We start from the raw sequence: 22,534 nt of genomic DNA on the forward strand, positions 1-22,534 counted from the left end.
CCTGCAGGCGAGCGGATGCCGCCGCGGCGACGTTTAGGCTGGCTTCATGAGTGCAATGCACGGCCACGGTGGCGGGTCGGCCCCTCCGGCCGGCCTGGACAGTACGGACGCCCGCGCGGGCGGATCAGCGGCGGTGACCCCGTCGCCCAGCGCGCCGAGAATGCCGAAGCACCGCGGATACCGAACCTCCTCGGCAGGATTGCCGCGCTGTTCGCACCGCACCGCACCGCGCTCACTGTCACCGTCGTGCTCGTGATCATCAGCGCCGCGCTCTCGGTGGTCCCGCCTCTGCTCGTGCAGCGCGCCTTCGACGAGGGCCTGTTCCCGCCGGGGGAGAGCCCAACCTGCCCCGCCTCGCGACCCTCGTCGGGCTCATGATCGCGATCTACCTCGGTTCCCAGCTGCTCGGGGTGTGGCAGACCTGGCTCACCGCGAGTGTCGGCAACACCGTGATGGGCGCCCTGCGCGTACGACTGTTCACTCACCTGCAGGCCATGGAGCTGAGCTTCTTCACCCGTACCAAGACCGGGATCATCCAGTCGCGGCTGCAGAACGACGTCGGCGGCGTCGCGAGCGTGCTCACGAACACCATCTCGAGCCTGCTCGGCAACGCCGTCACCGTGATCGCCGCGTTCGTCGCGATGCTCCTGCTCGACTGGCAGCTCACGATCGTCGCCCTGATCCTGATGCCGATCCTCGTGATCGCCCAGCGCCGCGTCGGCCAGGTCCGCGCCCGGATCGCGGCGAAGACCCAGGAATCGCTCTCCGACATGACCGCGATCACGCAGGAGACCCTGAGCGTCTCCGGGATCCTGCTCTCCAAGAGCTTCACCAGGCAGCAGGCCGAGATCGGCCGCTACTCGGACGAGAACGACAACCAGGTACGACTGCAGGTCAGCCAGCAGATGAGCGGCCAGTGGTTCTTCGCCATGGTCAGCATTTTCCTCTCGAGCATCCCCGCGATCGTCTACCTGGTCGCCGGCCTGCTGATGAGCAACGGTTCCGCCGACATCACCGCAGGCACGATCGTCGCGTTCACGACCGTGCAGTCCCGGCTGCTGTTCCCCCTGCTCGGCCTGATGCGGGTCGCACTCGACCTGCAGACCTCGAGCGCCCTCTTCGCGCGGATCTTCCAGTACCTCGACCTCGTCCCGGCGATCCAGGATTCCCCGGAGGCTCTCGCGGTGCCCGAGACCGGCCCCGCCACCGGTCGCGTCGAATTCGATGCCGTCACGTTCGCCTATCCGGATGCCGCCGGTGAGTCCCGGCCCACCCTCGACCAGGTCTCGTTCACGATAGAGCCCGGCCAGTTCGCCGCGTTCGTCGGGCCGTCCGGCGCCGGGAAGACGACCGTCTCCTACCTGATCCCCCGCTTCTACGAGGCGACGGAAGGGCGAGTCCTGTTCGGCGGCATCGACGTGCGCGATCTCGCCCAGCAATCCCTCGTCTCCCACATCGGCATTGTGAGCCAGGAGACCTACCTCTTCCACGCGACGATCGCCGAGAACCTCCGCTATGCGAAACCGGATGCCACGGCGGACGAACTCGAGGCCGCCGCCCGGTCCGCGAGCATCCACGACACGATCGCGTCCTTCCCCGCCGGCTACGACACGGTCGTCGGCGAGCGCGGGTACCGGCTCTCCGGCGGCGAAAAGCAGCGCATCGCCATCGCCAGGGTGCTCCTGAAGAACCCGGAAGTGCTCATCCTCGACGAGGCGACGAGCGCCCTCGACGCCATCTCCGAGCGCGTCGTGCAGGCGGCACTCGACACCGCGTCCCGCGGCCGCACCACGATCGCGATCGCCCACCGGCTCTCGACGATCGTCGCGGCCGACGTGATCTTCGTCGTCGACGGCGGCCGGATCGTCGAGAGCGGGACCCACGGCGGCCTGCTCGCCGCGAACGGCGTCTACGCGCGGCTCTACTCCGAGCAGGTCGCGAGCCCGGGCGCCGTCTCGGGTGCTGTCCCGGCCGTGGCCCCGAGCACCCCTGTGATTCCGCCCCGCCCGCTCACCGACGAGCGGTACTAGAGTTGAAGGGTGCTCGTCCGTCTGAAGTGTCCGTGTTGTCCGGGTCGCTGACCGACCCCTGACGCCCCACCCCGATCACTCCTCGCCCGTCCCGTGCGTGAGCCCCAGGCCGTGCGGTGACATTCACGACACCTCGACGAAGGATCTTCCATGAAGATTGCAGACACCATCCTCGACCTCATCGGCAACACGCCACTGGTCAAACTCAACAAGGTCACCGAGGGGATCGGCGCGACCGTGCTGGTCAAACTCGAGTACTTCAACCCGGGCGGCTCCGCGAAGGACCGGATCGCCACCCGAATCATCGATGCCGCCGAACGTGACGGCCTGCTGCTGCCCGGCGGAACCATCGTCGAACCCACGTCCGGCAACACCGGCGTCGGCCTCGCCCTCGTCGCGCAGCAGCGGGGCTACCGGTGCGTGTTCGTGCTGCCGGACAAGGTCGGCGAGGACAAGCGCAACGTGCTCACCGCGTACGGCGCCGAGGTCGTCGTGACCCCGACATCCGTCGCGCCCGACGACCCGGAGTCGTACTACAGCGTCTCCGACCGGCTCGCCCGGGAGATCCCCGGCGCCTTCAAGCCCAACCAGTACGCCAATCCGAACGGGCCGCTCAGCCACTACGAGTCGACAGGTCCGGAGATCTGGCGCGACACCGACGGCACCGTCACCCACTTCGTCGCGGGCGTCGGCACCGGCGGAACGATCACCGGCACCGGGCGTTACCTCCGCGAGGTCTCCGGCGACACGGTGCGCATCATCGGCGCGGACCCGGAAGGCTCGGTCTACTCCGGCGGCACCGGCAGGCCCTACCTCGTTGAAGGCGTCGGCGAGGACTTCTGGCCTGCGGCATACGACCCCGCCGTCGTGCACGAGGTCATCGCCGTCTCCGACGCCGAATCCTTCGCCATGACCAGGCGCCTCGCACTCGAAGAGGGCATCCTCGTCGGCGGTTCGAGCGGCATGGCCGTGGTCGCGGCCCTTCGCGCCGCGGCGACCCTCCCGGCCGACGCCGTCGTCGTCGTGCTGCTGCCCGACGGCGGTCGCGGCTACCTCGGCAAGATCTTCAACGACAAGTGGATGCGCAGCTACGGCTTCAGCAACGCCCCGGCCGGGCACACCGTGGCAGACCTCCTCGAGAGCAAGACCGGCACCCTGCCTGCCTTCGTCTACGTGCACCCGATCGACACCGTGCGCGACGCGATCGAGGCCATGACGGTGTCGAGCGTCTCCCAGCTGCTCGTGTTGACCGCCAAGCCGCCGGTCGTGATGGGCGAGGTGCTCGGCGCGATCGACGAGCGCCACTTGATGGAGCTCGTCTTCTCCGGCGAGGCGAAACTCACCGACAAGATCAGCGCCTACGTCGGCGATTCCCTGCCGATGATCGGCGTCAACGAACCCGTCGCGTCCGCCCGTGCCGCCTTCGCCCACGACGATGCGCTCCTCGTCACCGCCGATGGCAAGCCCCTCGGCGTCATCACCCGCCACGACCTCCTCACCTACCTCAGCGCCTGAGCGCCCACCACCAAAGGACCCACGGATGCCCAGCACCCCGAACTTCGACACCCTCGCCATCCACGCCGGACAGGAATTCGACCCGACGACCGGAGCCGTCATCCCGCCGATCTACCTGACCTCGACCTATGTGCAGGAGAGCATCGGCCACCTGCGCGGCGGCTACGAATACAGCCGCGGCGGGAACCCGACGCGCACCGTGCTCGAGACCCTGCTCGCCGCCCTCGAGGGTGGCGCGCACGGCCTGTCGTTCGCGAGCGGCCTCGCCGCGGAGGACACCATCCTGCGTGCCCTGCTCGCACCCGGCGATCACATCGTGCTCGGCAACGACGTCTACGGCGGAACGCACCGCCTGATCAACACGGTGCACGGCGCGGTCGGCATCCGCAACACGACCGTCGACCTGTCCGATCTCGCCGCCGTCGAGGCCGCGATCATTCCCGGTGAAACGAAGATCCTCTGGGTCGAGACGCCGAGCAACCCCCTCATGAAGATCAGCGACATCGAGGCGCTCGCCACGCTCGGGCACCGTTTCGGCGTCACCGTGATCGTCGACAACACGTTTGCGAGCCCCGCCCTGCAGCATCCGCTGGCGTTCGGCGCCGACGTCGTCGTGCACTCGACCACCAAGTACCTCGGCGGTCACTCCGACGTGCTCGGCGGGGCCCTCGTGATCAATGACGATGCGCTCTACCAGAAGGCGCAGTTCCTGCAGTTCGCCACAGGACCCGTCTCCGCACCCCTCGACGCCTGGCTCACCGTGCGCGGCATCAAGACCCTCTCGGTGCGGATGGACCGGCACTGCTCCAACGCGCAGGCGATCGCCGAACACCTCGACGGCCATCCAGCCCTCGAAGCCGTCTACTACCCCGGCCTGCCGAACCACCCCGGCCACGAGCTCGCCAAACGCCAGATGAGCGGCTTCGGCGGCATGCTCTCGATCGCGTTCGCCGGCGGGGCCGCCGCTGCCCGCGCCTTCGCCGAGTCCACGAAGCTCTTCCAGCTCGCCGAGTCCCTCGGTGGCGTCGAGTCCCTCGTGAACTACCCCGCCGAGATGACGCACGCCTCGGTGCGTGGAACAGAACTCGAGGTCGCAGACAACATCATCCGCCTCTCCGTCGGTATCGAGGACAAGGCCGACCTGATCGCCGACCTCGACGCTGCCCTCGCCGCCGTCGCCCACCTCACCCGCCCCTAACGGATTCGGCTGCGGCCGGTGCGGGCCGCAAGTTGGCAGGAATTCGACGGAGTGTGTCACGTCTGCCATTTCGCCGGGGCATGGTCGTCCGGCAGCATAGGACCATGACCCAGCCGATGGATGCCCCCGTGAGCCCCGCCCCCACCGGCTCCGGGAGTCTGGGCCTGCTGCAGGGCACCGCGCTGTACATCGCCGCGGTCCTCGGCACCGGGATCCTGGTGCTGCCCGGACTCGCGGCCGCTGCGGCAGGGCCGGCCTCCCTGCTCGCGGTTCTGATCGTCTTCGTGCTGTCCATCCCGCTCGCGGGCACGTTCGCCGCCCTCGCCGCCCGATACCCGGACCCCGGCGGCGTGGCGAGCTACGTCCGCACGGCCCTCGGCCAGACATGGGCGCGGATGACCGGCTACTGGTTCTTCTTCGGCGTCGGCTTCGGCGCCCCGGTCGTCGCCATGCTCGGCGCGGAATACGTCGTCGCGATCCTCGGGGTGGAGCAGGCCGCCGTACCGATCGTCGCCCTCCTGATCCTTGTTCCACCGTTCGTGTCCAACTACCTCGGTGTCCGGGTCTCCGGAGCCGTTCAGCTCATCCTCACCGGAGCGCTGCTCGTCATCGTCATCGGGGTCGTCACCGTCGCCTTCCCCGCCGCAGAGCCCGGAAACTTCCAGCCGTTCCTGACCCACGGCTGGACCGGCGTCGGCGCCGCCGTCAGCCTTTTCGTCTGGGCCTTCGCCGGCTGGGAGGTCGGCACCCACATCGCGGGGGAGTTCCGCAATCCCCGCCGCGTCATCCCGGCGGCGACGGCGATCGCGCTCGTGGTCGTGGGCGCGGCCTACCTCGCGCTGCAGTACGTGACGGTCGCCGTCCTCGGCGGCGCTGCGGGAACGGGCGCCGTCCCCCTGCTCGCCCTCGTCGCCCAGGCGCCCGGCGGCGTCGGCCCGGTCTCGGTCGCGGTGATCGCAGCGATCGTCGCCCTCGGGGTGCTCAACGTGTACCTGGGCGCGTTCGCCAAGCTCGGCGCCTCGCTCGGTCGCGACGGCGACCTCCCGCTCTGGCTCGCCCGCGGCGTCGAATCCGGCGGCGTCCCGCGCCGCAGCCTCTCCGTGGTCGCCGTGCTCACCGGTGGGTACTTCACGATCATGGTGACGCAGCACCTGCCCCTGTCGGTCTTCATCCTGATCCACACGAGCTCCATGGTCGCGATCTACACTCTCGGCATGATCGCCGCCGTGCGCCTCCTGGACCGCTACAGCCTCGGCTGGTGGCTCGCAGCGGTCAGCGTGGCCCTCACCGGCGCGCTGCTCGTGCTCGCGGGCCCGAACCTCCTCGTTCCCGCCGTGCTCGCCCTCGTCGCCGTCGTCATCGGCCGGGTCAAGAAGCGCCGGACGAACCCCCTGCGCTCCCGCACACCCGAACATTCGCCCGGAAGCGCTCGCTCAACACGTCCCCGCCCAACCCGAACCGCCCAGGAGAACACATGACCGTCGCCCGTGCCCGCCTGATCGATCTCAGCCACACCATCCGGGCGGGCCTCGTGACGTACCCGGGGCTGCCGGCTCCCGTGATCGAGCCCTTCCTCACCCGTGCGGCCTCGCGCTCGGCCTACGCGCCCGGCACCGAATTCACCATGGACGTGATCACCCTGATCGGCAACACGGGCACGTATCTCGACAGTCCGTACCACCGGTACGAGGGTGGAACGGATCTCGCCGGCCTCGACCTCGATACCCTGGTCGATCTCCCCGCCGAGGTATTCCATCTGACGGATGCTGCGGCCCGTGGCATTCCCGCAGCGGCATTCGCCGAGCGAGGCTCCGGCCTGGCCGGTTCGGCCGTGTTGATCCACACCGGCTGGGACCGCCACTTCGGCACCCCGGAGTACAGGGCGGGGGCTCCCTTCCTGGCCGAAGACGCCGTCGGGTTCCTCGTCGGTGCCGGCGTCGCCCTCGTCGGGATCGACTCGCTCAACATCGACGACACCGAGGGGAGTGGGGAGAGGCCCGCCCATTCGGCCCTGCTCGCAGCCGGCATCCACGTCGTCGAGCACCTCACCGGGCTGGGGGACGTACCGGCCTCCGGCGGGACGTTCTCGGCGGTACCTCCGAAGATCGAGGGCTTCGGCACTTTCCCGGTGCGGGCATTCGCGCGGGTACCCGGCCCGGTCCGCTGAGGCCGGATTCCCGCTATGTGACGGTCACATCGCGCCTCCCCGGCGGTGCATACTGGGGGTGCGTAATTTTCTTGTGACCGTGCTCATAGACGAGGCCCCGATGACTGCTGAACTGCCCACTGGTCGGGCTCCCAGCATCCGGGACGTTGCACGCCTCGCCGGAGTCTCGCATCAGACGGTGTCGCGAGTACTCAACAATCACCCGAGCATCCGAGATTCGACCAAGGCCCGCGTGCTGCAGGTGATCGAGGAGCTCCAATACCGACCCAACCGGGCGGCCAGGGCGCTGTCGAGGGGGCGATCGCGCACGATCGGCGTGCTGTCGGCCTCCGGGGCCCAGTACGGCCCCGCGAGCAGCATCGCCGCGATCCAGGATGCGGCGCGGGAGGCGGGCTATTACGTCAACACCGCGAACCTGACCTCGGTCGACACTGTCTCGATCGAAGCGGCACTCGACCACCTGATGTACCAGTCGGTCGAGGGGATCGTGGTCATCGCCCCCCAGGTCCGCGTCTTCGACGTCCTCGAACAGCTCTCGATCGAGGTGCCGTATGTCACACTCCAGTCGACGGGCCGGCCCAATGACCACGCACTCTCCGTCGACCAGATCCACGGTGCACGACTGGCCACACGGCATCTCATCGACCTCGGGCACCGGCGCATCTTCCACCTCGCCGGGCCGCAGGACTGGATCGAGGCCGAGGCGCGGATGCGCGGGTTCCTGGAGGAAATGGGGGCGATGGACGTGCCGACGACCGCCCCGATCCTCGGGGACTGGACGGCGGACTTCGGCTATCACGCCGGGCGCGAACTGTTGCGGCAACGCGACTTCACCGCCATTTTCTCCTCGAACGACCAGATGGCGCTCGGGATCATGCACGCGGTCAGGGATGCGGGGCTCGACATCCCACGGGATGTGAGCATCGTCGGGTTCGACGATATTCCGGAGGCGCCACACTTCTGGCCGCCGCTCACGACCGTGCGCCAGGACTTCGCGGAACTGGGCCGCCGGTGCATCGCCCTCCTGCTCGGCACCATCGCCGGTGACGACCCGGATAAGTTCCGCGCACCGATCATTCCCGAGCTCATCGTCCGTGGCTCCACAGGGCCCCCTGCCTTCTGAATCCGGCGCGTTTCGGGTGGTTACCAAAACGCAACCAGCCACTTTTTCGCCCTGACTTGACAAGGACGCCCACTGCGGGCGTAGTGTGAGCACAGCGATTGTGACCGTTCACATTTCGTGACAATGTAAGTACGCACGTGAGTACGCAGACGGCCATGGCCTCAGCACCGCATGACAAAGGAGTCGAATTTCGTGATCGAGAACGCACAGGCCGCGCCCGCAGCCGACGCATCCGCCGAGATCTCTGTCATCGGAGGCGATCGCCGACCGAACGCCCTCACGCGCGGTGCGGGTATCTCCACCGGTACGGTGGCGTTCGCATGAGCACCTACGGACCCCAGATCGAGGTCGCGATCGCTCGCATCCGCGCCGATGTCGCCGACCTCCACGCCGAACTCACCCGCAACGGCCTCGTGGTCTGGACCGGCGGCAACGTCTCCGGCCGCGTTCCGGGCGCAGACCTCTTCGTGATCAAGCCGAGCGGCGTCGACTACGCCGACCTCGCCCCGGAGAACATGATCCTGTGCGACCTCGACGGCGCAGTGATCCCCGGCACCCCCGGCTCGGACCGTTCCCCGTCGAGCGACACCGCCGCCCACGCCTACGTCTACCGCAACATGCCCGAGATCGGCGGTGTCGTGCACACGCACTCCACCTACGCGACCGCCTGGGCCGCCCGCGGTGAGGAGATCCCCTGCGTGATCACGGCCATGGCCGACGAGTTCGGCGGCCCGATCCCGATCGGCACCTTCGCGATCATCGGTGACGACACGATCGGCCGCGGCATCGTCGCGGCCCTCACGGGACACCGGTCCCGGGCCGTCCTGATGCAGAACCACGGCCCATTCACGATCGGAAAGGACGCCAGGGACGCGGTCAAGGCCGCGGTCATGGTCGAAGACGTCGCCCGCACCGTGCACATCGCCCGCCAGGGCGGCGCACTCATCCCGATCCCGCAGGCCGCGATCGACTCCCTCTACAACCGCTATCAGAACGTCTACGGACAAGCGCCGCAAGGAGCACTGAAGTGATGCCCGCTCTCTCCACCACTCTCGACCCCCACGATTTCGCCGCGATTGCTCGCACCGAGCTTCTCGTGACCGATAAGACCACCACCCTTCGGGATTTCACCCGCTAGGTGCGTTGGAACCAGGCCTACTACCGACTGGCACAAGGCCTGTAATCACATAGCAGCACCAATACAACTGCCATCAGAGTTGATAACAGATCCACGAAAGGTAATTCAGTGAAGACAAGTAAGGTCCTCGCAGGCATCGCTGCCATTGGACTCGCACTCTCCCTCGCTGCCTGCTCCGGCGGACGTGGCGACACAGCCACCACCACCGCTGCAGCGGGCGCCAACGCCGGTGCACTTGTCGGCGTCGCAATGCCCACCAAGTCCAGCGAGCGCTGGATCAAGGACGGCGACGCTGTCAAGGCCTCCCTCGAGAAGCTCGGCTACAAGGTCGACCTCGAATACGGCGAAGACAAGATCCCCACCCAGGTCCAGCAGATCAGCAACATGCTGACGAAGGGCGCGAAGATCCTCATCATCGCGTCGATCGACGGCACCGCGCTCAGCGACCAGCTTGACCAGGCCGCAGCGGCCGGCGTCAAGGTCATCGCGTACGACCGCCTGATCAACGGCAACAAGAACGTCGACTACTACACCACGTTCGACAACAACGAGGTCGGCGTGCTGCAGGCCACGAGCCTGCTCACCGGACTCGGCGTGCTGGACAAGGACGGCAAGGACACCGGCAAGACCGGCCCGTTCAACGTCGAACTCTTCGGCGGCAGCCCCGACGACAACAACGCCACGTTCTTCTTCAACGGCGCCATCTCCGTCCTGCAGCCGTACATCGACAAGGGCGTCATCGTCGTCAAGAGCGGCCAGGTCAGCTTCACCCAGGTCGCCACCCTGCGTTGGGACCCGGCGACCGCCCAGAAGCGGATGCAGAACCTCATCGCGAGCACCTACTCCGACGGCTCCAAGGTCGACGGCGTGCTCTCCCCGTATGACGGTCTCTCCATCGGCATCATCTCGGCTCTGACGAGCTCGGGATACGCCACCGACAAGCTCCCGATCATCACCGGTCAGGACTCCGAGGCCGCTTCGGTCAAGTCGATCATCGCCGGCCAGCAGTACTCCTCCATCTACAAGGACACGCGCCAGCTCGGCGACGAGGCCGTGAAGATGGCTGACGACCTGCTCAACGGCAAGACCCCCGAGGTCAACGACACGAAGAGCTACAACAACAAGGTCAAGGTCGTCCCGACCTTCCTGTTCGCTCCGCAGGTCGTTACCAAGGACAACTACAAGGCCCTGCTCGTCGACACCGGTTACTACACCGAGGCCGACCTCAAGTAGGTTCTTCGCTCCACCGGCAGTGGCGGCGGGTCACCCCGCCGCCACTGCCAGCACCGAAAGCACCAGCACCACAACCACCACCCACCCTCTCTCCACCGGAAGAAGAAGTAACGGTGACAACGAATATTCTCGAGATGCGCAGCATCACGAAAACCTTTCCCGGAGTGAAAGCCCTCCAGGACGTTTCCCTCGCGGTGAAGCGAGGCCACATCCACGCGATTTGCGGTGAAAACGGTGCAGGAAAGTCCACCTTGATGAAGGTGCTCTCCGGCGTCTACCCGCACGGCACCTACGAGGGCGAGATCGTCTTCGAAAATGAGCCGGTCGCCTTTAAATCCATCAATGACTCCGAGGCCTCAGGCGTCGTCATCATCCACCAGGAGCTGGCGCTGAGCCCATTCCTCTCCATCGCCGAGAACATCTTCCTCGGCAACGAGCAGCAGAACAACGGCTGGATCGACTGGAACAAGACCAACATGGAGGCAGCCAAGCTGCTCGCCAGGGTCGGTCTCAAGGACAACCCGATCACCAAGATCCGCGACATCGGCGTCGGCAAGCAGCAGCTCGTGGAAATCGCGAAGGCCCTGTCCAAGGAGGTCAAACTCCTGATCCTGGACGAGCCGACCGCAGCACTCAACGACGAGGACTCCGCGCACCTGCTCGACCTGATGAAGCACCTCAAGGGCCAGGGCGTCACCTCGATCATGATCAGCCACAAGCTGAACGAGATCAAGGCCATCGCCGACGAGGTCACCATCATCCGTGACGGCAAGCTCATCGAGACGCTCGACATGCACACCGATGACATCTCCGAGGAGCGCATCATCAAGGGCATGGTCGGCCGCGACCTCGGCAGCCGCTACCCCGACCACACGCCGAACATCGGTGAGGAACTCCTCCGGGTCGAAGACTGGAACGTCTACCACCCGCTCGACCACCAGCGCCGGGTTGTCAAGGACGCGAACATCACCGTCAGGGCCGGCGAGATCGTCGGCATCGCCGGGCTGATGGGCGCGGGCAGGACCGAGCTCGCGATGAGCGTCTTCGGCCACAGCTACGGGCACAACATCTCCGGCACCGTGTACAAGAACGGCGTCAAGATCAACACGAGCACGGTAGCGAACGCCATCGATCACGGCCTGGCGTACGCAACCGAGGATCGCAAGCGGTACGGTCTCAACCTGATCGAGGACATCAAGCGCAACATCTCCACGGTGGGCATGCACAAGATCGCCAAGCGCGGCTGGGTGGACTCCAACCAGGAGATCGTCGTCGCAGAGGGCTACCGCAAGAGCATGAACATCAAGGCTCCGACGGTTGAGGCCCTCGCCGGGAAGCTCTCCGGCGGAAACCAGCAGAAGGTCGTGCTGTCCAAGTGGATGTTCTCCGACCCGGATGTCCTCATCCTCGACGAGCCCACCCGCGGCATCGACGTCGGCGCCAAGTATGAGATCTACGGAATCATCAACCGCCTCGCCGACGCAGGCAAGGGCGTCATCGTGATCTCGTCCGAACTGCCGGAACTGATCGGCATCTGCGACCGGATCTACACCATCTTCGAAGGCCGGATCACGGCGGACGTCGCCCGCGGGCAGACGACGGCCGAATTCCTTATGCAAAACATGACCCAGGAAAGGGACAAGGACAAGCGATGAGCGTGTTCAGATCTTCACTTAATTACCTCGCCGGCCAGCTGCGGCAAATCGGCCTGTTCATCGCCCTGATCGCGATCGTGATCTTCTTCCAGGTGGCCACCAACGGCATCACCCTGAAGCCGATCAACGTCACGAACCTGATCGTGCAGAACAGCTACATCCTGATCCTCGCCGTCGGCATGGTCATGGTCATCATCGCCGGCCACATCGACCTCTCGGTCGGTTCGGTCGTCGCCTTCGTCGGCGCCATGTCCGGCGTGATGATCACGCAGTGGAATGTGCCGTGGTGGCTCGCGATCATCCTGTGCCTCGGTGTCGGCGCCCTCGTGGGAATGTGGCAGGGCTTCTGGATCGCCTACTTCGGGATACCGGCCTTCATCGTGACCTTGGCCGGTATGCTCACCTTCCGTGGGCTCACCCAGATCGCACTGCAGAACAAGCAGATCTCGCCGTTCCCCGACGAATTCCGCGCCCTCGGCAGCGGATTCCTCCCCGACCTCGGCGGCGGAACCAGTGCTGTCGAACCGCTGACCCTCGGTATCGGCATCATTGCGACGCTCTTCCTGGTGCTCCAGGGCATCCGCCAGCGCCGTGCCCGCGCGAAGTACGACGTCGAAGACGAGCCGTTCGCCTGGTTCCTCACCAAGCTGGTGTTCACCGCAGCGATGATCCTCGGCATCACGTACCTGCTCGCGAGCTACCGTGGCACGCCCATCGTCCTGATCGTCCTCGGCGTCCTGATCGTCGTCTACGCATCCGTGATGTCGAACAGCGTCTTCGGCCGCCACATCTACGCCATCGGCGGCAACCTGAACGCCGCTGCACTGTCGGGCATCAAGACCAAGCGCGTCACCTTCATGCTCTTCGTGAACATGGGCGTCATCTCGGCACTCGCCGGGCTCGTCTTCACCGCCCAGCTCAACCTCGCCAACCCGAAGGCCGGTGACGGCTTCGAACTCGACGCCATCGCCGCCGTCTTCATCGGTGGCGCCGCGGTCACCGGTGGTATCGGTACCGTCACCGGCGCCATCATCGGTGGTTTCATCATCGGGCTGCTGAACAACGGCATGTCGATCCTCGGTGTCGGAACGGAGTACCAGCAGCTCATCAAGGGCCTGGTGCTGCTCGGTGCCGTCGGTTCGACGTGTACAACAAGCGTCGCTCCGGCGGTCGCTGACCCGCACAAGCACGCGAGAGCGGGCCGGTCGTCTTCGGACGACCGGCCCGCTTTTGCGCCTGCGATCTGCCTTTTGTGTATCCGACCAGCCGTTACCCAAGCGTGACACGTCGCGGCAGCAGGGAGCCTGTTGCTCGCGGCCACTGCCGGTTACTATCTGTGGCATCTGGCGCAAGGAGCACAATGATGTCCACCCAGCACGTCATGAACGACGAGCCCGTCCGCGCGGACGGGCCGGTCATTCTGGAAATGCGATCGATCACGAAGGAGTTCCCCGGGGTCAAGGCCCTGTCCGACGTGTCCCTCACCGTGAAGGCCGGGGAGATCCACGCCATCTGCGGTGAGAACGGCGCAGGCAAATCCACCCTCATGAAAGTGCTCTCCGGGGTGTACCCGTACGGGACCTATGACGGCGACATCGTCTACCAGGGCAGGACCGTGCATTTCCGGGACATCCGCTCGAGCGAGGAAGCCGGGATCGCGATCATCCACCAGGAACTCGCGCTGATCCCCGAGCTGTCCATCACCGAGAACATCTTCCTCGGCAACGAGCCGACCCGGTGGGGCGCGATCGACTGGATCACGGCCAAGAAGACCGCCCTCGAACTGCTCGCGCGGGTCGGGCTCCGCGAAGATCCGGACACCCTGATCAAGAACATCGGCGTCGGCAAGCAGCAACTCGTGGAGATCGCCAAGGCGCTCAGTAAGTCGGTCAAGCTCCTGATCCTCGACGAGCCGACCGCGGCGCTCAACGAAGCGGACTCGCAGCACCTGCTCGACCTGATCCGGGGTCTCAAGGGCAAGGGGATCACGTCGATCATGATCTCCCACAAGCTCAACGAGATCGAACAGGTCGCCGACTCCATCACGATCATCCGTGACGGGAAGACGATCGAGACCCTCGACGTGGTGCGGGACGGGGTCAACGAGGACCGCATCATCCGCGGCATGGTCGGCAGGAGCCTCGAGAGCCGCTTCCCCGACCATGTCCCGAGGATCGGAGAGGTGTTCTTCGAGGTCAGGGACTGGAACGTGCAGCATCCGCAGGTCACCGAGCGGATGGTGGTCAAGAACTCGAGCCTAACCGTGCGGCGCGGGGAGATCGTCGGCATCGCCGGGCTCATGGGAGCCGGCCGCACCGAACTCGCGATGAGCATTTTCGGCCGGTCCTACGGCACCTTCCTCTCCGGACGGATGTTCAAGGACGGCAAGGAGATCGAACTGAGGAACGTGGCAGAGGCCATCGACCACGGACTCGCCTATGTGAGTGAAGACCGCAAGGCGCTCGGCCTCAACCTGCTCGACGACGTGAAGCGTTCGATCGTGTCCGCGAAGCTCTCCAAGATCTCGGCCGGTCCCGTCGTCAACGACGGCAAGGAGTACTCGATCGCGGAGGGCTACCGCACGAGCCTCCGGATCAAGACGCCGACGGTCGATTCCGGGGTCAGCAAGCTCTCCGGCGGCAACCAGCAGAAGGTCGTCCTCGCCAAGTGGATGTTCACGGACCCCGACCTGCTCATCCTCGACGAACCCACCCGGGGCATCGACGTCGGCGCCAAGTACGAGATCTACGGCATCATCCAGAACCTCGCGGCGCAGGGAAGGGCGTCATCCTGATCTCCTCGGAACTCCCTGAGCTCCTGGGGCTCGCCGACCGCATCTACACGGTCTTCGAGGGTGCGATCACGGACTGCATCCCCGCGGCGGAGGCCGACCCGGAGACCCTGATGAAGAGCATGACGAGCGCCAGAAAGAAGGTTCGCAGCTGATGACTACCGAGACCACGACCACGAGCGAGGCGCGCAGCGCGCGGAAGCTGTTCGGCGGGGAAACCTGCGTCAGTTCGGCATCCTCTTCAGCCTGATCGCGATCATCCTGCTCTTCCAGTACCTCACCAACGGCCTGACCCTGTCCTCAGGAAACCTGATCAACCTCGTCAGCCAGTACTCGTACATCCTGATCCTCGCCATCGGGATGGTGATCGTGATCATCGCCGGGCACATCGACCTGTCCGTCGGGTCCGTCGCCGCGTTCGTGGGCATCGTCGTCGCAACCTCGATGAAGGACTGGAACCTGCCCTGGCCTCTCGCCATCCTCTTCGGCCTCTTCGTGGGCATGCTGATCGGGGCGTGGCAGGGTTGGTGGGTCGCCTTCGTCGGAGTGCCGGCCTTCATCGTCACCCTCGCCGGCATGCTCATCTTCCGCGGCGGCAACCAGCTGATCGGCAACGCGAACACGGTGCCCGTCCCCCTGGCTTCACCACCATCGGCTCCGGGTATCTTCCGGAGGTGGGGCCGTACACCGGGTACAACAACCTCACCCTCCTGCTCGGGCTCATCATCGTGATCGCCGTGATCTGGCGGGAGATCCGGGCGCGCCGCGTGCAGCGGATCATGGGTTCGACGCCGTCCCCGCTCTGGGCGAGCGTCGTCAAGGTCGTGCTGCTCAATGCGGTCGTCGTCTACGCGTCCTTCCTCTTCGCGGGCGGCCGCACCGGAACGAGCTTCCCGGTCTCCGGGATCATCCTCGGGGTGCTCGTGCTCGTGTACTCGTTCGTCACCCGGAACACGATCTTCGGCCGTCACGTCTACGCGGTCGGCGGAAACAAGCTCGCCGCCGAACTCTCCGGCGTCAAGTCCCGCCGGATCAACTTCCTCGTGATGATGAACATGTCGATCCTGGCCGCCCTCGCCGGCATGATCTTCGTCGCCCGCTCGGTCGCTTCCGGACCGCAGGACGGGCTGAGCTGGGAGCTCGACGCCATCGCCGCCGTCTTCATCGGCGGTGCGGCGGTCTCCGGCGGAATCGGCACGGTCACGGGCTCCATCATCGGCGGTCTCGTGATGGCCGTGCTCAACAACGGGCTCCAGCTCCTCGGTGTCGGAAGCGACCGGGTGCAGATCATCAAGGGTCTCGTGCTTCTCCTCGCCGTGGGGGTGGATGTCTGGAACAAGAAACAGGGCCGGCCGTCGATCCTCGGGTTCATGACCCGGAACCGGAAGACCACCCCGGCTCCGGACGAAGCGCCGATGGTCGTCCCCGACTCCGGGACGCCGGACACGGCCAGACCGCCGGCGAGCATGCCCTCCTGATCCGCGGCATCCGCATGACCTCTCCCGACCTCGCTCCACACCCTGCACAGCACAATCCCTGCTCCACCACATTGAGTAGAAAGCGATCGAACATGCGAAAACTCCTTGCGACTACAGCGCTCGCCGCCGTAGCCCTGATGGCACTCTCCGGGTGTTCCACCCGCACCGACACCACGGGCGGTTCCACAGCGGCCGCCGGATTCCCGGCGGACTCGGTGATCGGCGTCGCGCTTCCCTCGAAGACCTCTGAGAACTGGGTCCTCGCCGGAGGCCTCTTCGAAGACGGCCTCAAGACGGCCGGGTTCAAGGGCGACGTGCAGTACGCCGGCGCCTCGACGACGGTCAAAGACCAGCAGGACCAGATCTCGGCGATGGTCACCAACGGCGCCAAGGTCATCATCATCGGCGCGGCAGACGGCGGCCAGCTCGGCACCCAGGTGAAGGCGGCGAAGGACGCGGGTGCGACGGTCATCGCCTACGACCGGCTGATCCTCAACACGCCGGACGTGGACTACTACGTGGCGTACGACAACTTCAAGGTCGGTGAGCTCCAGGGCCAGGCCCTCCTCGATGGGCTCGCTTCCCGGAAGGCAGCCGGGCCGTACAACATCGAGCTCTTCTCCGGTTCCTCCGACGATGCCAACTCCGCGGTCTTCTTCAACGGCGCGATGAGCATCCTCCAGCCGAAGATCGACGACGGCACCCTCGTCGTCGCCTCCGGCCAGACCGACATCAAGCAGACGGCGACCGCCGGCTGGAAGGCCGAGAACGCGCAGAGCCGGATGGACTCGCTCCTGACCAGCACCTACGGGGACAAGGCCCTCGATGGCGTGCTCTCCCCGAACGACACCCTGGCGCGGGCGATCATCACCTCGGTGAAGGCAGCAGGCAAGCCCATCCCGATCGTGACCGGCCAGGACTCCGAGGTGGAGTCGGTCAAGTCGATCATGGCCGGTGAGCAGTACTCCACGATCAACAAGGACACCCGCCTGCTCGTCGCCCAGGCCATCAAGATGGCGCAGGCGTTGCAGAAGGGCGAGGCCGTCGACGTGAACGACACCAAGTCGTACGACAACGGCGTCAAGATCGTTCCCGCCTACCTGTTGCCTCCGGTCATCGTGACGAAGGCCAACGCGGCAGAGGCCTACGCGAACGATCCCAAGCTCTCGCCGCTCACCAAGTAACAGATATCGCATCATCCGGCGGAGCCGGCCCCGGCCAGGGGTCGGCTCCGCTTGCATGAGGGGCCTCGGTTATGAGCGTTCACAATCGCCGAACGGATGCCGGGGATCCCCGCTTCACAGGAGATAGAAAAGATATCGGGAGGGCTTGTGAACGCGCGCTTGTGAGCGCTAACATTTCGACATCGACCAGAACGACCTGGTCGCCCGGCACCGAGACACGCAGCAGAATGTTCCGCCGGGACGCTAAACAAGGAGGTTTAGTCACATGATCAGGAAGATGATCGGAGCGGTCGCCGTCGGCGCCTTTCTCCTGGCCCTCACGGGATGTTCCACTGCCGCAGACACCAGCTCGACGGGCGCTGCGAAGGCGCCGGGCGACATCGTCGTCGGCTTCGCCCAGGTCGGCGCGGAGAGCGGCTGGCGGACCGCGAACACGAAGGACATCCAGGATGCGTTCGCCGCGTCCGGAATGCAGCTCAAGTTCTCGGATGCGCAACAGAAGCAGGAGAACCAGATCAAGGCCATCCGCTCGTACATCACCCAGGGCGTCGACGTCATCGCGTTCTCTCCCGTCGTAGAGACCGGCTGGGACGCGGTCCTGAAGGAAGCAAAGGACGCCGGGATTCCGGTCGTCCTCACGGACCGTGCCGTCGACTCGAAGGACGACAGCCTCTACGTGAGCTTCCTCGGTTCCGACTTCATCAAGGAAGGCGAGAAGGCCGGCCAGTGGGTCGTCGACGAGTACAAGAACCAGACCGATCCGGTCAAGATCATCCAGCTCGAGGGCACGACGGGCGCGGCTCCCGCCATCGACCGTGCGGAGGGCTTCGCGGACGTCATCAAGGCCGATCCGAAGTTCCAGATCGTCGCATCGCAGACCGGCGACTTCACGAGGGCGGGCGGAAAGCAGGTCACCGAGGCGCTCCTGAAGTCCAACCCGGACGCCACCCTGATCTTCGCCCACAACGACGACATGGGCCTCGGCGCGATCGAGGCCGTCGAAGCGGCGGGCAAGGTGCCGGGGAAGGACATCAAGATCGTCACCATCGACGCGGTGAAGGACGGCATGCAGGCGCTCTCCGACGGCAAGATCAACTTCATCGTCGAGTGCTCTCCGCTTCTCGGCAAGCAGCTGGTCGACATCGTCAAGAAGGTCGTCGCGGGGGAGAGCGTCGAGAAGCGCATCCTGACGGAGGAGACGACCTTCACCCAGGAGCAGGCGACTGCCGCACTTCCCACCCGTCAGTACTGAGCGGATCCGGTACCGCTTCGCCGCTCTCCGGCGGCTCGGATCGGCAGGCCATCCGGCCGGCCGGTCCCTGCCGCCGGGAACCGGCATCCGCTCGCACGACGATGAAGAGAGAACGTGAATGAACGCACACGCCCCCGTCGTCGAGATGACGAACATCTCGATCTCCTTCCCCGGCGTCAAGGCCCTCGACGGGGTGAACTTCCGGATGTTCCCCGGCGAGGTGCACTCGCTGCTCGGGGAGAACGGTGCAGGCAAGTCGACCCTGATCAAGGCGCTGACCGGTGTCTATGCGATCGACAGCGGCCCGGCCGACAGTGGCGAGATCCTGCTCGCCGGCAACCGGGTCTCGTTCGCGGGCCCCGCCCAGGCCCAGAATGCCGGGATCAGCACCGTCTATCAGGAGGTGAACCTGCTCGGAAACCTGAGCGTCGCTGAGAACATCATGCTCGGTCGGGAACCCCGCCGGTTCGGCGGCATCGATTGGCGGGCCACCCGGCGTCGGGCTGTGGAACTCCTCCGCGGCCTGCACCTCGACATCGATCCCGGTTCACTGCTCGGTTCGCACTCGCTCGCTGTCCAGCAGCTCGTCGCGATCGCCAGGGCCATCGACGTCAACGCGAAGGTCCTGATCCTCGACGAGCCGACGTCGAGCCTCGACGCCGACGAAGTCGCCGAACTCTTCCGGGTGATCCGCGAGCTCAAGGCCGAGGGCGTCGCGATCCTCTTCGTCTCCCACTTCCTCGACCAGGTCTATGAGATCTCGGACCGCCTCACGGTACTTCGGAACGGCAAACTCGTCGGCGAATACCGCACGGCAGAGATCCTGCGCCTCGACCTCGTGCAGAAGATGATCGGCAAGGAACTCGCGATCCTCGACGCCCTCGAGCGGCGGATCGTCGAGCCGGGAGGCGGGGAAGACGACGAAGTGCCCCTTCTGGCCGCGACGGCGCTCGGGCGCAAGGGGTCCATCGCGCCGGTCGACCTCCGGGTCTACACCGGCGAGGTCGTCGGGCTCGCCGGTCTCCTGGGCTCCGGGCGCACCGAGCTCGCCAGGATCCTCTCCGGCATCGACCGACCGGACTCCGGGGAACTGGTGATCGACGGCACGCCGCACCGGTTCCGAACGCCTCGTTCGGCCCTCGCGCGGGGAGTCGCCTACTCCTCGGAGAACCGCCGCGCCGAGGGCATCGTCGAGGACCTCACCGTGCGGGACAACATCGTGCTCGCGCTGCAGGCCGACCGCGGCTGGTTCCATCCGATCTCTCGGAAGCGCCGCGACGAGCTCGCGGTCAGCTACATCCAGGCCCTGAACATCCGGCCGGCCAACCCGGACGCCATCGTCAGGAACCTCTCCGGAGGCAACCAGCAGAAGGTGTTGCTGGCCAGGTGGCTCGCCGTCGCGCCGCGGCTGCTGATCCTCGATGAACCGACAAGGGGCATCGATGTGGGCGCGAAGGCCGAGATCCAGAAACTCGTGGTGAACCTCGCCGAAAACGGGATGTCGGTGCTGTTCATCTCGGCGGAACTCGAGGAGGTGCTGCGCCTCAGCAGCAGGATCGCGATCATGAGGGACCGCAGGCTCGTCGCCGACATCGTCAATGACGACCTGACCGTTGACAGCCTCCTGGCCATCATCGCCGACGGCGAACTGACGGCGGTGGAACGATGAACCGGATGTTCTCGAGCCGCTTGTTCTGGCCGGTGGTGATGCTGCTCGTCCTGTTCACCATCAACCTCGTCGCCTTCCCCGGCTTCTTCAGCCTCGAGGTCAAGAACGGGCACCTTTTCGGCAGCCTCGTGGACATCGCCCGCAACGGCGCGCCGACCCTCATCATCGCGGTCGGAATGACTCTCGTCATCGCGACGCGTGGGATCGACCTCTCCGTGGGCGCCGTGTGCGCGATCGCGGGTGCCGTGGCCTGCTCGATCATCCTCGGTTCCCCGGAACCGGGCAGCATCGGCACGGTCGCGGTCGCCGTGATCGCCGCGCTCCTGATCGCCCTCGTCCTCGGCCTGTGGAACGGGTTCCTGGTCGCCGTGCTCGGGATCCAGCCCATCATCGCGACCCTGATCCTGATGACCGCCGGGCGCGGCGCGGCGATGCTCATCACGGAGGGCCAGATCCTCACCGTGAACAGTCCTCCCTTCAAGGTCATCGGGTCCGGATTCGTCCTCGGCATCCCGGTTTCCGTCGTCATCGCGGCCGTCATCTTTGCCGCAGCCGCCCTGCTCACCCGGCGCACGGCCCTCGGGCTCCTGATCGAATCGGTCGGAATCAATCCGGAGGCGAGCAGGCAGGCCGGCGTCCGGTCGCGGGGCCTCTTGATCACCGTGTACACCTTCTCGGCATTCGCGGCCGCCATCGCCGGCCTCATCCTGACCTCGAACCAGACGGCGGCCGATGCCAACAACACCGGCCTCTTCATCGAACTGGATGCGATCCTCGCGGTGGTGATCGGAGGAACCTCTCTCGCAGGCGGCCGGTACTCACTCCTCGGCACCCTCGTCGGCGCCCTCGTCATCCAGACCCTCGTCACAACGGTGTACACGGTCGGCATCCCACCCATCGCGACGATGGTCTTCAAGGCCGCGGTCGTGACGGCCGTCTGCCTGCTGCAGTCGCCAACGACGAACGCCACGTTCGGCCGCTGGCGCCGGTCACTCGGCCGGGGACGTCCGGGCACCCGAACCGCCGAAAGGGCGTCCGTCTCATGAGCATCGACACCTCCTCCGCGCCCGTCGACGCGGGCCGCCGACTGCTCGGCCGGGTCTCGTCCGCGTTCACGAGCCCGAAGTACGGCCCCGTCCTCGTGACCCTCGTGCTGCTCATCGCCATCTTCGCGATCGGTGGCAGCCGCTATCGTGGCTTCGTTTCCGGGCCCGTGATCCTCAACCTGTTCGTCGACAACGCCTACCTGATCGTGTTGGCGGTCGGGATGACGTTCGTGATCCTGACCGGGGGCATCGACCTGTCGGTCGGGGCCGTCCTCGCCCTGTCGACCATGATCGCCGCGAGCCTGCTCCAGTCCGGCTGGTCTGCCTCGGTCGTGATCCCGCTCATCCTCGTGCTGACATCGGTGCTCGGACTCCTGGTCGGACTCATGATCCACATCTTCAAGATCCAGCCGTTCATCGCGACCCTCGCCGCGATGTTCCTCGCCAGGGGACTCTGCTACGTGATCAGCAAGGACTCGATCTCGATCACCGACCCGGTCTTCGTCAGCCTCGCGCAGACCAGGATCTCGTTCGGCGGTCGCATGAGCATCACGGCGAGCGTCGTGATCGCCCTTCTTGTGGTCCTGGTCGCGTTCCTCGTGCTGCACTACTCCCGGCTGGGCCGCACCGTCTACGCGATCGGCGGCGGGGAACAGTCGGGCATGCTGATGGGACTGCCGGTGGCCAGGACCAAGGTGCTCGTCTACGTGATCAGCGGATTCTGCTCCGGCCTTGCCGGGGTGCTCTTCACCTTCTATACGCTTTCGGGATACAGCCTCACGGCGGTCGGCACCGAACTCGACGCGATCGCCGCGGTCGTGATCGGCGGGACCCTGCTCACGGGTGGGTACGGCTTCGTGCTCGGCTCTGCGCTCGGCGTGCTCGTGCTCGGCACGATCCAGACGATCATCACCTTCGAAGGCACCCTCAGCTCGTGGTGGACCCGGATCTTCATCGGCGGGCTCCTCCTCGTCTTCATCGTCCTTCAGAAGGTCCTGACGGCACGCCGTCGATAACGCGTCCGGCGAGAGCGTGTCGGCCACGGCACCCGCGCG

Annotated in this window: 14 protein-coding genes and 4 pseudogenes; all 18 read left to right on the forward strand. The window is 66.1% G+C overall.

The features are described from left to right. The first annotated feature begins 15 nt into the window (after positions 1-15). Positions 16-2,030 (forward strand): annotated as a pseudogene (locus tag RGU41_RS18525) (ABC transporter ATP-binding protein). 150 nt (positions 2,031-2,180) lie between these two features. Further along, positions 2,181-3,545 (forward strand): cystathionine beta-synthase, encoded by a 1,365-nt coding sequence (locus RGU41_RS18530; RefSeq protein WP_134446750.1) that lies wholly within the window; start codon positions 2,181-2,183, stop codon positions 3,543-3,545. Between the two features lie 25 nt (positions 3,546-3,570). Beyond that, entirely contained in the window at positions 3,571-4,743 is a 1,173-nt protein-coding gene (locus tag RGU41_RS18535; protein WP_134446752.1) for a cystathionine gamma-synthase, read from the forward strand. 104 nt (positions 4,744-4,847) lie between these two features. Then, positions 4,848-6,221, forward strand: a complete 1,374-nt coding sequence (locus RGU41_RS18540) for an APC family permease (protein WP_322137051.1) — start codon at positions 4,848-4,850, stop codon at positions 6,219-6,221. Beyond that, entirely contained in the window at positions 6,218-6,910 is a 693-nt protein-coding gene (locus RGU41_RS18545; RefSeq protein WP_322137052.1) for a cyclase family protein, read from the forward strand. Before RGU41_RS18540 ends, RGU41_RS18545 begins: the two co-directional genes overlap by 4 nt. A gap of 100 nt (positions 6,911-7,010) precedes the next feature. Beyond that, complete coding sequence (locus RGU41_RS18550) at positions 7,011-8,033, forward strand: LacI family DNA-binding transcriptional regulator (protein ID WP_134446758.1); 1,023 nt, start codon at positions 7,011-7,013, stop codon at positions 8,031-8,033. 192 nt (positions 8,034-8,225) lie between these two features. Next, on the forward strand, positions 8,226-8,357 hold the full coding sequence (locus RGU41_RS18555; RefSeq protein ID WP_255454105.1) for a hypothetical protein: 132 nt from the start codon (positions 8,226-8,228) through the stop codon (positions 8,355-8,357). Next, the gene (locus tag RGU41_RS18560) at positions 8,354-9,064 is read left to right on the forward strand and encodes an L-ribulose-5-phosphate 4-epimerase (protein WP_134446760.1); all 711 of its coding nucleotides are present in this window, start codon (positions 8,354-8,356) and stop codon (positions 9,062-9,064) included. Before RGU41_RS18555 ends, RGU41_RS18560 begins: the two co-directional genes overlap by 4 nt. A gap of 215 nt (positions 9,065-9,279) precedes the next feature. Next, positions 9,280-10,404 (forward strand): multiple monosaccharide ABC transporter substrate-binding protein, encoded by a 1,125-nt coding sequence (chvE, locus tag RGU41_RS18565; protein ID WP_134446762.1) that lies wholly within the window; start codon positions 9,280-9,282, stop codon positions 10,402-10,404. 134 nt (positions 10,405-10,538) lie between these two features. Next, on the forward strand, positions 10,539-12,059 hold the full coding sequence (mmsA, locus tag RGU41_RS18570; protein WP_370294730.1) for a multiple monosaccharide ABC transporter ATP-binding protein: 1,521 nt from the start codon (positions 10,539-10,541) through the stop codon (positions 12,057-12,059). Next, positions 12,056-13,236 (forward strand): annotated as a pseudogene (gene mmsB, locus RGU41_RS18575) (multiple monosaccharide ABC transporter permease). The gene mmsA (RGU41_RS18570) and the pseudogene mmsB (RGU41_RS18575) overlap by 4 nt, the downstream one beginning before the upstream one ends. A gap of 204 nt (positions 13,237-13,440) precedes the next feature. Then, positions 13,441-15,005 (forward strand): annotated as a pseudogene (gene mmsA, locus RGU41_RS18580) (multiple monosaccharide ABC transporter ATP-binding protein). Then, positions 15,005-16,328 (forward strand): annotated as a pseudogene (gene mmsB / locus RGU41_RS18585) (multiple monosaccharide ABC transporter permease). Before mmsA (RGU41_RS18580) ends, mmsB (RGU41_RS18585) begins: the two co-directional pseudogenes overlap by 1 nt. Before the next feature lie 92 nt (positions 16,329-16,420). Beyond that, entirely contained in the window at positions 16,421-17,512 is a 1,092-nt protein-coding gene (locus tag RGU41_RS18590) for a sugar-binding protein (RefSeq protein ID WP_134558053.1), read from the forward strand. Between the two features lie 265 nt (positions 17,513-17,777). Beyond that, complete coding sequence (locus RGU41_RS18595) at positions 17,778-18,764, forward strand: ABC transporter substrate-binding protein (protein WP_134446772.1); 987 nt, start codon at positions 17,778-17,780, stop codon at positions 18,762-18,764. A gap of 118 nt (positions 18,765-18,882) precedes the next feature. Beyond that, on the forward strand, positions 18,883-20,433 hold the full coding sequence (locus RGU41_RS18600; RefSeq protein WP_322137053.1) for a sugar ABC transporter ATP-binding protein: 1,551 nt from the start codon (positions 18,883-18,885) through the stop codon (positions 20,431-20,433). Further along, the gene (locus RGU41_RS18605; protein WP_134561679.1) at positions 20,430-21,479 is read left to right on the forward strand and encodes an ABC transporter permease; all 1,050 of its coding nucleotides are present in this window, start codon (positions 20,430-20,432) and stop codon (positions 21,477-21,479) included. Before RGU41_RS18600 ends, RGU41_RS18605 begins: the two co-directional genes overlap by 4 nt. Beyond that, positions 21,476-22,495, forward strand: coding sequence for a galactofuranose ABC transporter, permease protein YjfF (yjfF, locus tag RGU41_RS18610; RefSeq protein WP_322137054.1), 1,020 nt, complete (start codon positions 21,476-21,478; stop codon positions 22,493-22,495). The genes RGU41_RS18605 and yjfF overlap by 4 nt, the downstream gene beginning before the upstream one ends. Positions 22,496-22,534: the final 39 nt, after the last annotated feature.

Origin of the sequence: Cryobacterium sp. 10C3, from assembly GCF_034314285.1 — a bacterium.
GTDB lineage: Bacteria > Actinomycetota > Actinomycetes > Actinomycetales > Microbacteriaceae > Cryobacterium > Cryobacterium glucosi.